Annotated in this window: 11 protein-coding genes and 2 pseudogenes; 4 read left to right on the top strand and 9 right to left on the bottom strand. The window is 37.5% G+C overall.

Features of this window, described 5'->3' with window-relative positions; all coding sequences use genetic code 11:
- Positions 1–10 precede the first annotated feature (10 nt).
- Positions 11–2107, bottom strand: coding sequence for a beta-propeller domain-containing protein (locus tag GJU32_RS13630; protein ID WP_155592508.1), 2097 nt, complete (start codon positions 2105–2107; stop codon positions 11–13).
- A 274-nt stretch (positions 2108–2381) separates the two neighbouring features.
- Here GJU32_RS13630 and GJU32_RS23775 point away from each other — a divergent pair.
- Both GJU32_RS23775 and GJU32_RS13635 read left to right on the top strand, forming a co-directional pair.
- Positions 2382–2516: pseudogene (locus tag GJU32_RS23775) on the top strand (IS5/IS1182 family transposase); the annotation flags it as partial.
- A pseudogene (locus GJU32_RS13635) lies at positions 2508–2650 on the top strand (transposase); the annotation flags it as partial. The pseudogenes GJU32_RS23775 and GJU32_RS13635, both read left to right, overlap by 9 nt.
- A gap of 171 nt (positions 2651–2821) precedes the next feature.
- Here the strand turns inward: GJU32_RS13635 and GJU32_RS13640 are convergent.
- From GJU32_RS13640 to GJU32_RS13650, 3 genes are read right to left on the bottom strand one after another with little or no spacing between them, the layout of a single operon-like run.
- Entirely contained in the window at positions 2822–4015 is a 1194-nt protein-coding gene (locus tag GJU32_RS13640; RefSeq protein WP_155592509.1) for an acyl-CoA dehydrogenase family protein, read from the bottom strand.
- Between the two features lie 9 nt (positions 4016–4024).
- Entirely contained in the window at positions 4025–5197 is a 1173-nt protein-coding gene (locus GJU32_RS13645) for a saccharopine dehydrogenase family protein (protein ID WP_155592510.1), read from the bottom strand.
- 26 nt (positions 5198–5223) lie between these two features.
- Positions 5224–6702, bottom strand: coding sequence for an aldehyde dehydrogenase family protein (locus GJU32_RS13650; protein WP_155592511.1), 1479 nt, complete (start codon positions 6700–6702; stop codon positions 5224–5226).
- 594 nt (positions 6703–7296) lie between these two features.
- Here GJU32_RS13650 and GJU32_RS13655 point away from each other — a divergent pair.
- Complete coding sequence (locus tag GJU32_RS13655) at positions 7297–8097, top strand: TIGR00266 family protein (RefSeq protein WP_155592512.1); 801 nt, start codon at positions 7297–7299, stop codon at positions 8095–8097.
- Between the two features lie 44 nt (positions 8098–8141).
- On the opposite strand, the gene GJU32_RS13660 is transcribed toward GJU32_RS13655, so the two are convergent.
- The 4 genes from GJU32_RS13660 to GJU32_RS13675 form a co-directional block, all read right to left on the bottom strand.
- Positions 8142–9104 carry a 2-hydroxyacid dehydrogenase gene (locus GJU32_RS13660; RefSeq protein ID WP_155592513.1) on the bottom strand — a complete coding sequence of 321 codons (963 nt, stop codon included), beginning with the start codon at positions 9102–9104 and terminating at the stop codon, positions 8142–8144.
- A gap of 205 nt (positions 9105–9309) precedes the next feature.
- The gene (locus GJU32_RS13665; protein WP_155592514.1) at positions 9310–10602 is read right to left on the bottom strand and encodes a globin-coupled sensor protein; all 1293 of its coding nucleotides are present in this window, start codon (positions 10600–10602) and stop codon (positions 9310–9312) included.
- A gap of 293 nt (positions 10603–10895) precedes the next feature.
- On the bottom strand, positions 10896–11732 hold the full coding sequence (locus GJU32_RS13670) for an undecaprenyl-diphosphate phosphatase (protein ID WP_155592515.1): 837 nt from the start codon (positions 11730–11732) through the stop codon (positions 10896–10898).
- Between the two features lie 104 nt (positions 11733–11836).
- On the bottom strand, positions 11837–12916 hold the full coding sequence (locus GJU32_RS13675; RefSeq protein WP_155592516.1) for a metallophosphoesterase: 1080 nt from the start codon (positions 12914–12916) through the stop codon (positions 11837–11839).
- Positions 12917–13223: 307 nt separating this feature from the next.
- On the opposite strand from GJU32_RS13675, the gene GJU32_RS13680 reads away from it, so the two are divergent.
- Positions 13224–14372 carry an acyl-CoA dehydrogenase family protein gene (locus GJU32_RS13680; RefSeq protein ID WP_155592517.1) on the top strand — a complete coding sequence of 383 codons (1149 nt, stop codon included), beginning with the start codon at positions 13224–13226 and terminating at the stop codon, positions 14370–14372.
- A gap of 34 nt (positions 14373–14406) precedes the next feature.
- On the opposite strand, the gene GJU32_RS13685 is transcribed toward GJU32_RS13680, so the two are convergent.
- Positions 14407–16611, bottom strand: a complete 2205-nt coding sequence (locus GJU32_RS13685; RefSeq protein ID WP_155592518.1) for a sensor histidine kinase — start codon at positions 16609–16611, stop codon at positions 14407–14409.
- Positions 16612–16626 lie beyond the last annotated feature (15 nt).

Raw genomic sequence — 16626 nt, forward strand, 5'->3', positions numbered from 1 at the left:
ACTTTTCTTTTTATTTTATCGTTAATGTATCAAGAGATTTGAAATCTTTTAGCTGGTAGCTCTTTACTTCGTTGCGCGCTATTGTATAAAGAGCGTCATCTATATAGACAACTCGTTGTACAACCTGCTCCCAATTTTCATATGGCTCACTAGAATTACCGTTAATGATATTTCCTTTTAATACAATACCTTTATCTGCTGTAACTTCATAAATTTGAGCACCTTGACCTTGGTACACAATATCATCTTCCTTACCTGCTTCATACAGTACTACTGGGAAGCCAAAGTAGTTGTATTCCTTATTACGGAACAGCGCTTTCGGATTGTATTGTACATCAGAGTAAGAGCCCTTCCCACCGATTCTTACTGTCGATTGTTCTTTCGGTTTATGGAAGTCTGATACATCAAATAGTGACATCTTCATATTTGTTGTCACAGTAAAATTACGCTTCGTATAAGCATCATAGCGTTGCTCAGTATCATAACCAATGCCAATTAAATGTGTTTCATCTAACGGATGTAAGTAATTACTAAAGCCAGGAATTTTCAATTCTCCTAGTACCTCTGGCTTTTTTGGATTAGCTACATCAATGACAAACAGTGGATCCACTTGCTTAAATGTCACTACATATGCTTTTTCTCCCATAAAACGTGCAGAGTATATTTTTTCTCCTGGCGCCATACCCTTCACTGAACCAAGTGCTTTTAAATGTTCATCTAAAATAAAGAGATGGTTATAGGAAGTACTTTTCTCATCCCACGTATTGCCTTCCGTTGTAAAGATTCGGAAATTGCCTTTATATTCATCCATTGAATACTGATTTAAGACCGTTCCCTTTACTTCCGTACTTCCAGCAAAGTTCAAGGCCGTTCCATCTACATCCCATTTGAAAATTTGAGTGTCTGCTGCTGTTGGCATCCAAATCATATCCATAACACGTTTTTTTGATTGGACAGCTTCATTACTCTCATAAATTGGTGTCGTTAAATACAAGGCATTCTCTGACATATAAAGCCCACTACTACCTCCCAAATAGCCTTTCGTTTTAGCTGTTGTTTTAGCACCGTTTTTTAAATCGACAGCTGTAATTAAACTATATGTGCCATCCATTGTATTCGGTAAAATCGAGATTTTTTCTAAAGGGAGGCTTTTAAATTCTGTGCCTGCTACACTATCAAATGTTTTAGGTTTTAAATCTGTTGGTTTTTCTTCTTGTAGTATCCAATAATTTGGGTGCATATTACCAATTAAATATAATGTGTCCTTTGTAATGCGAATATCCTGTAAATATCCTTCTTGCCCTACATCACGTACATGCTTCGGGTTGTTAGGATTGGAAATATCATAAAAAGAGGCTGTTACCATGCTTGTGCCTGCTTTTTCAATATATTCATCCCCAATGGCTATTAATAAATTATCATATAACGCAAGCTTAGAAATATATTGTGACTCTTTCAGTTTAATGCTTGTAGCTAACTTTAAATCATTAGGATCTTTAGCATTCACAACTGTAATGCTTTGATCTTTTGCCGTGTAAATAAACCCATCTTTTACAACAACAATATCACCCTCTTCTACACCTTCTACTTGATTATTGGTTGTAGACTCGTTATTGGCAGTAGCTTTACTTTCACTTTTCGCACTATCAGCGCTTTCTTCCTCAGTAGTTACATATCTTTCAGTTGTTAACAGTCTTTTAAAATATTGTTGTAGCTCTTTTTCAGATTTTACAGCTGTTAACGTCTCTATTATTGTAAAGTGAATAACTTGTGAATCGATGTTAAGTCCACCCTGTGCAAATGCTTCTTTTTTTACATGCAATTGATAGCTACCTGGTGCCAATTTCTTTACAACTAATGTTTTCTGATCTTCTAATAATTCAATTGTTGCAGGTACTTTTTGACCTTTTTCCGTTGTGACATAGACATAGTCCCCTGTAACCTTATTTTTCTTTAAGGCTACTGAGAAAGAGGCTTGCCAGCTTTGTGTAGCCATGCTTGTGCTAGCTGCTTTTGCAATCACATCTGTATTCATCGTCCATGTGAAAATGCCAGGCACAATAGCTAGAATGACAATGAGCATAATTGCCAACCATTTACTTTTCATCATTTTTCCTCTCTTTCATATACTTGTTTATCAATTAGACTACCAAAAAGTTGAAAAGTTACATTTTTCTAAAATTTTTTAACATGCGTTTTTAACCAACAAACTCTCAAATTTTTTGAGTTTGTCGACAGTCTTTTTTCTTTTACAATGAAATAAAGTAAAGCCGTTGATTTCCACTATGGGCGGGGTCGCCGCCCTTCGTTCCAATCAACTTCTACATAAAGAACTCCCTATTCATATGTTTATGAAAAATAAACTTTCGAGATGTTTAACCATGATGACGAAGAATCAAATCAATGAACGTGAACAATTAGAATTGTTAACGATTGATCAATTAGTTCCTGAAGAATATTTAGTACGAAAACTAGAGGCTGCTATTGATTTTTCATTTATATATTCGCTTAAAGAAACAATTGAGCGTGTCTTGAGGATGCGAAAGAAATGTATGGGATGTTATGGATAACCTTAAGAGGTCTTAAAAAATTGTCCATGCAGGCGATGCTTACCTTTGCTGCCATGAATTTAAAGAAACTGGCTACTTAGACGTGGCAAGGAGCTTAAAAAAGTTCTTATGCTGAAAGAGTATAATTAAACAGATAGATAATCACCATTATTAAACATATTTAAAGAAGAAAAAATGACAAAAGGAATCGAGTATGAATTTCTCGATTCCTTTTGTCTACAGTCTGAAGAGGGGGAACAAATCCCTCTTTTTTATTCTTCAAATGGCCATTTCGGCAGCATTTTTGCTAATGACTTATCGTGTCGTCTTCCTAAAACATAATCAGCCTGCATAATGGTATGAATTTCGCGGGTTCCTTCATAGATAACCGGTGCTTTGGAATTTCGTAAATAACGGGCAACGGGATATTCGTCTGAATAGCCATATGCACCGTGAATTTGTACCGCATCATCAGCAGCCTTATTAGCAAAATCACATGCCTGCCATTTTGCTAAAGATGTCTCCCGTGTATTACGAACACCTTTGTTTTTTAATTCGCCTACACGATAGACAAGAAGACGACTCATTTGATAACCAGCTTCCATATTGGCAATCATGCGTCCAACAAGCTGATGCTCTCCAATAGGCTTGCCAAATGTCTCTCGTTCATGACAGTATTTCACACTTGCCTCTATACATGCCTGAATCAAACCAACTGCACCTGCTGCTACTGTGAAACGACCATTATCCAGCGCAGACATGGCAATTTTAAAGCCCTCGCCCTCTTCGCCAAGACGATTTTCAAGGGGCACACGTAAATCCTCAAAAAAGAGCTCACCTGTATTACCAGCACGAATGCCATATTTCCCTTTAATTGCTTTTGATGTAAAGCCAGCCATTGAACGCTCTACAATGAAAGCACTAATACCATGATGTTTCTTTGATTTATCTGTATAGGCAAAAACGATAAAGTGATCTGCTATATCACATAAGGATATCCATGTTTTTTGCCCATTAATGACATAATGATCACCATCACGGACAGCAGTTGTTGACATGGCAACTACATCAGATCCAGCTCCTGGCTCTGTTAGACCAAACGCTCCAATACGAACACCTTTAGCCTGTGGAACAAGGTATCGCTGCTTTTGCTCTTCAGTACCCCACTGCATTAAGGTCATGCTATTTAAGCCTGTGTGAACGGATACAGCAGTTCGAAACGCCGTATCTCCCCTTTCAAGCTCCTCACACACGATGGCAAGTGCGTTATAATCCATACCACTACCACCGTATTGTTCAGGAACACAAACGCCCATTAAGCCTAGCTCGGCAAGTCTTGACCAAATTTTAGCATCAAAGCCACCTTCAGCATCCCACTTTGCAATGTAGGGAATAATTTCTTCATCAGCAAACTGTCTTACCGTTTTTCTTAGCATTTCCTGCTCAGTGGACATGTCAAAATTCATGCTCAACACCTACCATTTCACAATCATAGCTGATTTATGAGATGTCTCTTTGATCACCACACCACGTTTAGCCATCTCTTTAATATACGTATCACCTGGCACGATTGCTTCAGGTGGGAATACCCCATGTTCTGTAATGTCACCTGCACCAATCATCTGGGCTACAACGGAAATCGTATTAGCGGTAGCACGAGCCATAGCTGTTTCATTAATTGTCATATCTTTGCGCACAACCATTTCGTATTCATATGTCACTTGCTGCTGTGCTTTTTCACCAGATACAATGACACGTAACAGTACAGCATCTGGTTTTGTTCCCAGCTCTAGTTTCTTTTTGAGTGCCTCTCGCACCACTGCACGAACAGGTACCTCTTGATTATCCACTTCTACCTTATTGGCAGAATCAAGGAATCCTAAGTCAGCTAAAAGCTTAAATTTCTCTGCATGACCTTTATAGCGTATTGTTTTATATTCTAATGTACGGACATTTGGGAATGTCTTATACAATGTGGAGATGCCCCCAGATGTATAAAATGCCTCAAGCACACCGAAATCATCAAAATAAATTGGTTCAACACCTGATAGGGATGGGACTTCTTCAAGCTTGCCCTTCTGAATCGTTTTTGAAGGCTCAGTATAATGATCGAACACGCCATCTAAAGAAAATACACGTGTATAATGAAGTGGAGGCTTTGGCTCAGTTGGAATACCACCTACAAATAGTTTAATAGATTCGACGTCATCTAATTTGGATGCACCATAGCCCGCTAGAATATTGATCATACCAGGAGCAACGCCTAAGTCTGGGATTATTGTGACACCTTTTGCCTTCGCTTCCTCATGAAGATCTAATATGTTCTCTGTAACCCCACCGATATGGCCACCTAAATCAACGGAATGTACACCTGCCTCAATCGCTGCTCTTGCTACACGCTCATTGAACGAATAAAATAGCGCATTAACGACTACATCACCTTTCGATATAACGTCCATTAACGAATCATCACGTTCTGCATGAAGCTCTACAACCTCAACTTTATTTGTGCCTAACGTGTCGACAAAGTCCTGTGCTACTTTCACATCGATATCACCTAATAATACACGCTCTACTTTATCGTTTTTTATTAAATCACGAGCTACCTCTTTACCCATTAAACCTGCACCTAATACAACAACTTTCATCAAGAACATCCCCTTTCGTTGATCTGTTACTCTGTATCGATTTGTGCTCTTTGTAATTTACCGCTGTAGTCTACATAAATACTCTTCCATTCTGTGTATACATCTAGGGCTGCTACACCTGAATCACGATGTCCATTTCCAGTCCCTTTTGTGCCTCCAAATGGCAAATGGATTTCAGCACCTGTTGTGCCCGCATTTACATAAACAATACCTGTGTCTAAGTCACGCTGTGCGCGGAAAATCGTATTGACATCTTGTGAGAAAATTGAGCTAGATAAGCCAAATTTCACACCATTATTTACTTCAATTGCTTCTTCTAAGCTTGCTACTTCAATTAAAGAAACGACAGGACCAAAGATTTCTTCTTGGGCAATAATCATTTCAGGTTTCACATTTGTAAACAACGTAGGCTCATAATAGAACCCTTTATCGTAAGGCGGCTCATTTAATATTCTGCCTCCTGCTAATAATGTTGCTCCCTCCTGCTTACCTATTTGTACATAGTGATTAATTTTTTCCAGTGCTGCCTTATTTATCACCGGCCCAATTTTAACTCCCTCGTCTAGACCGTTCCCAATTGTTAGCTTTTGCATTTCATCTAATAGACGCTTTTCTAATTGTTCTTTTACATCTTTATGCACAATCACTCGGCTACATGCTGTACATCTTTGTCCAGCTGTTCCAAATGCACTCCATAAAATTCCTTCTGTAGCTAGCTGTAAATCAGCGTCATCCATGACAATGACAGCATTTTTTCCACCCATCTCCAATGAAATCTTTTTCAAGTGCTTACCGCCAAGCTCTGCTACTTTACTGCCAGTTTCTGTAGATCCCGTAAAGGAGATAACCTTGACACCAGGATGTTCAATTAATGCTGTACCTACTGTAGGTCCTGTCCCAAATACAATATTGGCTACACCATCTGGTAAACCTACTTCTTCAAAAATCTTACCCATTTCATTGGCCATCATTGGTGTTTCATTGGATGGTTTCCAAATGAATGTATTGCCTGCAACAATTGCGGGAAATGACTTCCACGTTGCGATAGCAACAGGGAAATTCCAAGGAGTAATGAGCGCTACAACACCAATAGGTGCCCTTACACTCATGGCAAATTTATTGGCAAGCTCTGATGGTGTTGTTTCGCCAAACAACCTTCGACCTTCACCAGCCATATAGTAAGCCATGTCAATTCCTTCTTGTACTTCTCCTCTCGCCTCTTCAATTACCTTACCCATCTCTTTTGTTAAAACGGTCGCCAAATACTCTTTTTTTTCTTTCATTTTTTGACCGATGGCATATAAATAATCTGCACGTTTTGGTGCTGGTACAAGTGACCAGCTTTTTTGTGCTTGCTTTGCAGCAGCTACAGCCTCATCTACCTCATGTGAAGTAGAGCGTGGTATGGTAGCAAGCTGCTCACCATTTGCAGGGTTCGTCACTGCTATACTTTGTAAATGTGAATGTGTTATCCATTTACCACCGATATAGTTTTTAATCTCCACTACATACACCCCCTGAGATACTCTATGATGCCTCGGCTATTGTACCAGTCGTATTCCATAGGTATAGAGTCTATGAATATTACCAGAATCAATTTCGCCTTGGAGTAATTGCGTCCGAGCATTGAATTGTACTTGCACAATCCAATATCCGTGACATTTACCAGCGACTTTATCTTCATACAATTAAAATTTGGTTCCCCAGCAAAAGGATTTATTGTCTTATGACTTTTGAAGGTGGGAATCTTCTACTGCACAAAGATAAAATATGTCAAAATTCCGAATTTTCAATATGCATTACACCTTGTAATACTAGCATTTACATAATAATCGGTGACAACTGCCGGAGGCTTATTTCCACTTAACTTCATTACCTCAATATAGAGGATGACTTCTAAAAATAGAAGTCGCCTAAGGTTATGTATATTCACAACACCCCTAGTTAAATGAAAATAAATAATACACATTCTAGTTTTTTATATTCGACATTTTCTAACTAATTCCCTTTTTTTCTAAAATATTTAATTTCTTATTGAAACCAATCTGACTTATAATCGTATACAATATCATTAAATTAACTTTTGGAGGAATCCCTTTATGAATAATCATGAAATTGACTACAAGTTATTTGGTGACGACATGCAATATGTGCAAGTTGAGCTTGATCCTCAAGAAACAGTTGTTGCAGAGGCAGGCGCATTAATGATGATGGATGACTCAATCCACATGGAAACTATTTTTGGTGATGGTTCACGTGGTGGTTCGCAAAGTGGCCTAATGGGGAAATTACTAGGTGCTGGAAAACGAATAATTACAGGTGAAAGTTTATTCATGACGACATTCACAAATGTTGGCTCAGGTAAAAAACATGTTTATTTCGCTTCTCCATACCCAGGTAAGATTATTCCAATGGATTTAAGTCAAATGAACGGTAAAATCATTTGTCAAAAGGACGCATTTTTAGCAGCAGCTAAAGGTGTTTCTGTTGGCGTTGAATTTCAGAAAAAAATTGGAGTAGGCTTCTTCGGTGGTGAAGGTTTCATTATGCAAAAACTTGAGGGAGACGGTATGGCATTTGTACATGCAGGTGGAGCGATTCATGAAAAAACGTTACAACCTGGAGAAGTTTTACGTGTGGATACAGGATGCTTAGTGGCGATGACATCCAATGTAGATTACGATATTGAGATGGTTGGAGGCGTAAAAACTGCCCTATTTGGTGGCGAAGGGATCTTCTTTGCTACATTGCGCGGCCCTGGGACAGTGTGGGTACAATCATTACCATTTAGCCGTTTAGCGAGCCGTGTCTTTGCCGCAGCACCAATTTCACAAGGCGGAGGCGGACAGTCTAAAGGTGAAGGCGGTATCGGTGGTTTATTCGATTTATTCAATAGATAAGAAAAAATGGAGCATATCAGCAGATGATATGCTCCTCTTATTATTTAATCAATTCGATTTGAGATTGCCTTGCCTTGTCCATAGGCCGTCAATGCTTTCACATTCAACATCAACATGGCGGTTCTCGTTTCTAACGACGCACTACCGATATGTGGCAGAGCTACTACATTGGGAAGTGTTAATAAAGGATGGTCCATTGCAATCGGCTCTTGTTCAAACACATCTAGTCCAGCAGCCCACAGTTTACCATTTTTCAAGACATCATACAGTGCAACCTCATCGATAATTCCACCACGTGAGGCATTAATTAATACAGCATCTTCTTTCATCAGAGCCAACTCGTGTTCTCCAATAAGCCCCTCTGTATCATTATTATAAGGTGTCATGATGACAACAAAGTCAGATTGCTTTAATAGATCCTCTAAAGAAACATATTGAAAGCCATACATCTCTTCCGCCTCATGGCGACGTCTTCGATTATTATACAAGATTTTCATATCAAAACCTTTTGCTCGTCTAGCAACAGCTTGACCAATTCGTCCCATGCCAATAATTCCTATTGTTGCGCCTGATACATCTTTACCAACCAGTTGCATTGGATACCAGCTTTTCCATTTGCCTTCACGCAAATATCGTTCACTTTCTGGAATTCTTCTCGCTGTTGCAAGCAGTAAACCAAACACTAAATCTGCAGTCGTATTTGTTAAGACACCAGGCGTATTTGTCGCCATTATGCCTTGTTTTCGTAAAGCTTTCACATCAATATTATTGTAGCCAACTGCTAAATTCGTTACTAATTTCAAATTGGGTGCATGCGTAAGTAACTCTTCATCTACAAGATCTGCTATCGTTACCCACAGTACTTCACAATCTGAGACAGCTGCTAGCAATTTGTCACGTGGGATTACAATCTCTTCCTCATCCCACTGTGAGATTTCATAAAACTCCTGTAACGGTTCAACAATATGTGTAGGAAACTTACGTGTTATAAATAATTTCTTTTTCATGTTCCAAACACCCCTCTACTCATTTCCCTAATTCGCCTATAGCGTAACACTTAAAACAAGCATTTTCTAGGGTTTTCTAGTCTTCCTCTTTGTATAGATGGTTGTTATCAGCTTTATTTTTAGTTTATCCATGAAATAGATCATTTTATCCTAATCTACAGCACTAAAAAAACTATGCATAGATTTATGCATAGCCGTTTTTCATTTAAAACTCTCTGATTGTTGTATTTAAGCGATTGGCCACCCTCTCCAATTCATCAGAAGATTCACCAATAGACTCAATAATATTCGCTAAATCAGATATTTGGTTCCCTACATTTTGAAAATTCGAGATAGACTCTTCTACAGAACCGGAAATCGCGTCAAATGCTTTTAGAGACTCGGCATTGCGTTCAATACTACTATTCACTAGTTCCTGTATGTCTTGAATGGCGTGGACAACCTGTGTTGTAATGCCGTTAGACATCATGATTAATTCAGCAATTTGTTCAACTGAGCTTTTCGTTTGATCCGCAAGCTTTCGTACTTCATTTGCAACCACTGCGAAGCCTTTACCATGTTCACCAGCACGCGCCGCTTCAATTGCAGAGTTTAGTGCCAGTAAATTTGTTTGTCCTGAAATACTTTTCACAATTTCAACAACTGCATTTATTTTGGAAGAAGACTCATCTAACTGCCCCACCATATTTGCCATTTCAACAGTCTTGTGATGAATTTTTCCTGTTTGTTCATTGATTGATACTATTTTAGCATAACCTTCACTAGACACCTTTTGCATAGATTCCGCTTCATAAATACTGTCCGTTAAAGAACCATTAACTTTTTTGGCGCTAAAAACAAGCTCTGTTACTGTTGAAGACGTATTTTGTGATTGAATCTCTAATTGTGTAGAAATTCCACCTATCACTTCTTTTACGTGTTCACGAACACTATTACGTTGCTCTTCAATTAATGTATTGGCATAGTTATCATATTCTTCTAAAACAATCTGCTGTTCAAAATTGCAGATTTTACTGGTTGCATCACAAAATTTTTCTTCCTCGCCTTTAGATAATTTTAGCTCATAAATAATTTTTCGTAATGATTTCTCAAGAATTTGAAAAGCTGCTAGATACCACTTCGGATATAAATTTATCTTCACATGCATTTTTGCCACACGTCTCCGCTTTTCTAAAAAAGCCTCATCTATCCGTCCTTCAAACATTTCAATAATATGATGGCGTAATGTTTGGCGTAAGCGCTCACTGGAACTGTGCGTTTGAATAACCGCCTGTAAAGAAGGCACACTTTCTATCGCATGGTAAAATGCTGCTACTACTTCAACAACATTTCTTTCTACATATGGTTTTAAGCTTTTAATTAGTTGAAGATCCTGTACAGTTAAACCCAATAGATTTAACTGCAACAAGCGCTCTGGGTCTTCAATAAAAATACCGATGTTTGTTTCATTGCTTATTTCAATTGTACTTTTCTTTGATCTATTTACAATTTGAAACATTTTCTCCACCTCATATTATAATCATATACAGAACTAAGCCCTTTTTCCTATAAATCATTAAAAAACAACGAACAATTAAATACTTTATGTATCAATTATAATACCAAAACAATCAATTAAACAATATACAGGAAATTGATGTCTAATATTATTATAATTTGCTATACAATCATACTAATATATAGCTCTTTATACCTAATTTTATTCATTTTAATAGAAAACTGGATAAATGAATCGATAATTTTTTATGCAAAAAAGCCACCGCTTCTTGTGAAAGAAGAGTGACTTTTAATTTACATGAAAATAATGACGCAAAGAATTGCAGCTAAAACTAAACGATAAATTGCAAAAGGCATTAATTTCACTTTAGAAATAAGCGCTAAGAAAAATTTAATTGATAGTAATGCAAAGATAAATGAACTAATAAATCCAACAGCGTAGAATCCAAAATAGTCCATTGATAAAGTATCCCAGTTTTTCAAGACGGATACTAAACTAGCTCCTGCCATGATTGGCACTGCCATGATGAATGTAAAATCAGCTGCCACACGGTGACTCATACCGAATAGTACCCCACCAGAAATAGTCGCACCTGAACGAGAAAAACCTGGCCATAAAGATAAGCATTGAACTAGCCCTACTTTGAAGGCTAAACCATAGGAAATCTTATCTAAAGAATCTATGTTTGGCTTTCTTGGTGCCAATTTATCTGCAGCAATCATCAGAATGGCTCCTGCCACTAATGCATAAATAACATGCTCTACTTTAAAAAGATGGTCGTCAATAAAATCCTTCAACGCAAAACCTAGGACAACTGCTGGCAACATCCCAACAATGACATGCAATAAGTTAAAACGACTAGTTATAGACTTAGTTTGACCGTCAATATTGTATAAGCCAACTAAGCTTAACATCCGTTTCCACATGACTACGATAACTGCTAAAATGGAGCCAAGTTGAACAACAATTTTAAATGTGTTGGCTGGGTATTTCCCCAAAAATTCCTCTGTCTTTAACCACATATCGTCCACGATAATCATATGACCCGTAGAAGATACTGGTGCAAATTCTGTCATACCTTCAACAAAGCCTAATATCAATGCCTTTAATAATTCTATAATATCCACCATGTCACCTTACCTTTTTTAATCAAATACCCACTTATTATAAAATACTCTGTTTTCATATACTACTGCCATTTCATCTAAGTAGCATATTTTAAGACTACCACACACTATTGAAATTTTATATCCACTACCCAAAGCTCTGATCTACTACCAATTCGCATAGGTGGCCCCCAGAACCCATAGCCTGATGAAACAAGTGTATGCATTTGCTCCTTCATCTTATAACCATAATCCAATTCAAATACCCGAGCTGTAATATACTGATTTGGCCATAGCTGACCTTTATGGGTATGACCTGACATATGTAAATCAACCCCCATTTTCGAAGGTGTTAACAAGTTATCAGGTGTGTGGTTCATCACAAGCCATGGTAAGTCATCAGAAGGCTTTAATTCTTCAAGTGGTTTTCTTTCGTTGTTTGTTCTGTCCTCTTGCCCTGTTAATATAAACGCATTTTCTATACGAATTGTTTCATCTAACAGTATTTTTACATCGGCATTTTCCATTTCTTTTATAAAAGCAGGAATTTTTTTACCGTAATACTCATGGTTACCTAATATACCATACGTTCCATATGTAGACGTTAATTGTTTCATGACATCTGCCATTCCCTCTTGCACAAACCATTTTGGATCATCATCTACTATATCTCCAGCTAACAAAACGATATCTGCCTGCGCTTCATTTGTGAGGTTAACAAAGCGTTGCAAATGTCTTTTATGCGATAAAATGCCTAAGTGAAAATCGGATGCCACAACTGCTCTCAGCGAATCTAGCTCACTACTCTTTTTATCTACTGTTATTTCTAAGTGACGAACGACTGGAGAATAAGCTAAATAAGAGCCAATAATACTTAACATAAACAGGACAGCAACTGCAATACTACCAATTATTTGAACATTTTTAAAGGGTGTTAACCAAATAATTAATTGTGCAGCTAAGCATAATAATAAGCCATACTCAAATATAAACATCCAGTAATTACTGACAATTGAAAAGAATCTTACCGACTCATGTAATCTGCCAATCAAAATACTAAAAGCAACAATATACAATATTAACCAAAATAGGGTTGGATAACGGAACCACCCCATAGCTACAAGCCACTGTTTTACTCCCCACCCTAAATAGAAAGTCAACGCACTATAAATGCTAATTAAAAGTATACCACCGACTACTTTTGGCATATCTTAGTCCTCTACTTTCCTCTATATTTAGTCGATTATATCATTATACTTAACAATCATATTGCAAGAAGCCCTTGAATACGCTTCTAAAGAAAGATAGGAACTAACTACTTAAGTTAATATCAATGTAAATTTACCGTAAAATTACTCACTATTCTCTCTTTTTACATGACATTTCATTGTATATAGATGACATTTTCGTCATTTTTGTACTAAAAGCTACTTTTATTTTCACAAATATTCCAGTAACATATTAGATAAGCAAGGAAATTTACGCATTTACGACAAAAAAGGGGTGCTATTTCAAATGACACGTTATAAATTTGAAACAACAGAGCATGAGTTATTTCGTAAAACCTTTCGTAAGTTTTTAGCAGAAGAAGCTGAGCCTCATTATGCCCAATGGGAAAGGGACCATCTCATTCCACTCTCTTTTTGGCAGAAGCTTGGTGATATGGGCTATCTTTGTCCACAAGTAGAAGAGCAGTATGGTGGATTAGGACTAGATTTCAGCTTCGGTGTTATTATTCAAGAAGAGCTTGAACGTATAGGCTCAAGTCTTATCGGAGTCGGTCTGCATAATGATATTGTCGTACCTTATATCGAGGCATATGGTACACATGAACAAAAATCTCGCTGGCTACCCCACTGTGTTTCAGGCGACTATATAACAGCCATTGCGATGACCGAGCCTGGTGCAGGTTCAGACTTGGCAAATATTCAAACAACAGCCATTCGTGATGGTGACCATTATATTGTCAATGGTCAAAAAACCTTTATTACCAATGGAATTCATACAAATTTAGTAGTTGTTGCAGTGAAAACAAATCCACAGGTTGAGAAAAAACATCGTGGCATCAGCCTACTTGTCATTGAAGAAGGCACACCTGGTTTTACAAAAGGTCGGAAGCTCGATAAAGTTGGCATGCATGCTCAAGATACAGCTGAGCTCTATTTTGAAGATTGCCGAGTACCTGTACAGAACCTACTCGGAGAAGAGGGCAAGGGTTTTCACTATATGATGGAAAAACTACAACAAGAGCGATTAGCAGTAGCCATTGCTGCCCAAACAGCAGCAGAGGATATGCTTGCATTAACACTAGACTATGTAAAATCACGCCAAGCCTTTGGTAAGGCAATTGGGGACTTCCAAAATACACAATTTAAAATAGCTGAAATGGCAACGAAGATTGAGCTCGGAAAATCATTTTTAGAAACCTTGATTGAAGAGCATATTGCAGGACAAAATGTTGTAACAAAAGTATCCATGGCAAAATATTGGATAACTGAAAATGCACGTGAGCTTGCCACGCAATGTATGCAGTTACATGGTGGCTATGGGTATATGGAGGAATACAAGATTGCTAGAAGATATAGGGATATCCCTGTTATGTCCATCTATGCAGGTACCAATGAAGTCATGAAAGTGATCATTGCCAAAAATTTAGGCTTATAATAAAAAGGCGGCAGAAGTTTGCCGCCTTTAATCATTATACTGCTGGAATCCGAACAATTACCTTAAATAAATCTCCGTCCACATCAATGCTCATTCGAGCCCCATGCAAATCGACAATAGATTGCGCAATGGCTAATCCAAGCCCTGAGCCCTCTGTATGACGTGAAGCATCTGCCCGTTTAAAACGTTCAAATAATTCCTCAGCATTTTCACTAATTTCATACTTCGCAACATTTTTCACTGTAAATTCAGCATCACCATCTGCTGTACGTTTCAACGTCACGTATACACGTGTTCCTTCTAACGCATATTTTAAAACATTAACAATTAAATTATCGATAAGTCTCCACCACTTTTGACCGTCCACATATGCATAAATTGGGTCGTGCGGCATCGTCATTCGTAAATCTAAATGTGACTGCGTTAAATCCTCTTTATGCTCCCCTACCGCTTGCTGGATAAGCTGCGTCAAATCTACGCGACTGCGATGAAGTTCAATATTACCACTTGCCATTTTCGACACTTCAAAAAGGTCTTCAATCAGCACTTTTAAACGCTCAGATTTTTTATCAAGAATTTGAATGTATTGTTGACGTTCTTCGTCTGTAATAGTAGGCTTTTTCAGTAAATCCGTGTACGTAATAATAGAAGTTAATGGCGTTCGTAAATCATGACTCACATTTGTAATCAACTCTGTTTTTAAACGCTCACTTTTGGCCTGCTCATGCATGGACGTACGAACACCTTCTCGTAAATGGTTAAGATTTTCTGCATGACCCGCAAGCGGTGACTTCCCTTTCACCTTCACATCTCGGTTTAAACGCCCCTCAGCCATATCCTTCGTATCCTTCATAATGCGATTTAGATAGCCCATTCTTGACAGGAAAACAATCAAAGCTGGAATTCCTATGAACATACACATACCAAGAACAAGAACTGGGAAACCTCCTCCTCTTAACATAGAAGCGACAAGGCTACCTCCCCCAAAGAAGGCTGCAGCTATCATGACAAATGAATGCAATGCTATAGAACGATTGATAAATAAATCAGTCATCGAATCGCCAAGTGACCATAAATAACTCGATTTCACATTTTCTTCTAGTTTTTTCAAAGTATCCACTCTTAGATACAACCAAATTAATTGCACGAAGAAAGCACTGCCAATAACAAATAGCACAGCTAATTTAAAGGCAAAATCTAGTATAGATCGTACATAATTATTTTGATAATTATAAGCGTAAGTGTATTCAATAGATTGTAAAACAACTTGGCAAGTAATAAGATACATAAAGCCTGTAATCAACACTAGAATAACTTGATAATCGAATTTTATCTTAGTTAAAATTTCTTTTTCCTTCATACCCTTGACCGTTTGTAGCACACCCTTACGACCTCTCCAAGCAAAGATTGCCGTTACTATACTAGAGAGCCACACAAAGAAAAAGGTATATTGATTACGATGAAAACGATTATAATCCTGCAAAACACCTAATGATTGAACTGCTTTTTTTGAGATGGTTAAAACACCCGTATATTCAGTTGTTTCATCAAAACTTTCTACATCCACATATGTTTCTGTATTGTTAAATATATAACTTAAATTATTACTAATGTTCCCTGCATATAATGGATTGCGCTCTGAATATTTTATTTTATAGGCACTAGTTTCTGAAACATTACCTGCACTGTGTATTTCGCCGGTTTCAGTATTCACCAACTCATAAGACCAATAGTCGTACATTTTTCCAAAATTCTTCGCTTCACCTTGTACTGCTTTAATATATTTATCGACCAGTGCTTGTTTTTCAGCAAGAATTTTCTTTCGGACATGTTCATCATTTTCAAAGTTTGTTGTAATATCTTTAATTTTATTATCACGTTCAGTCTCTAGCTTCGTTTGTAATTCCGTCGCACTCGCATCTACTGCTTCCTGAATACGCTGTGCGTATTGTTGTTTAATATTATCGATTTGTTGCCCTAATGTACCATAATAATTACGATGATCCTCTATTTCTGTTTGCGTAATCTCTATGCTATCTTTCAAATCTTCAGCATTTGGTACATTTATTACTAACGGCCCTAACTCTGCTGTGAAATTATCGATTTCATGCTGGAAATTTTCCGATTCGAAATAAGATTTACCGATATATTGATAACCCAGATGCCAAAAAGTAAAGATACCGAAAATTGTCCAAATGAAACACATTAACACCAGAAGGGACTTCCATTTTTTCACCATGTCTCTAACCCCCCT

It is taken from the genome of Lysinibacillus cavernae (assembly GCF_009724685.1).
Lineage (GTDB): Bacteria > Bacillota > Bacilli > Bacillales_A > Planococcaceae > Lysinibacillus > Lysinibacillus cavernae.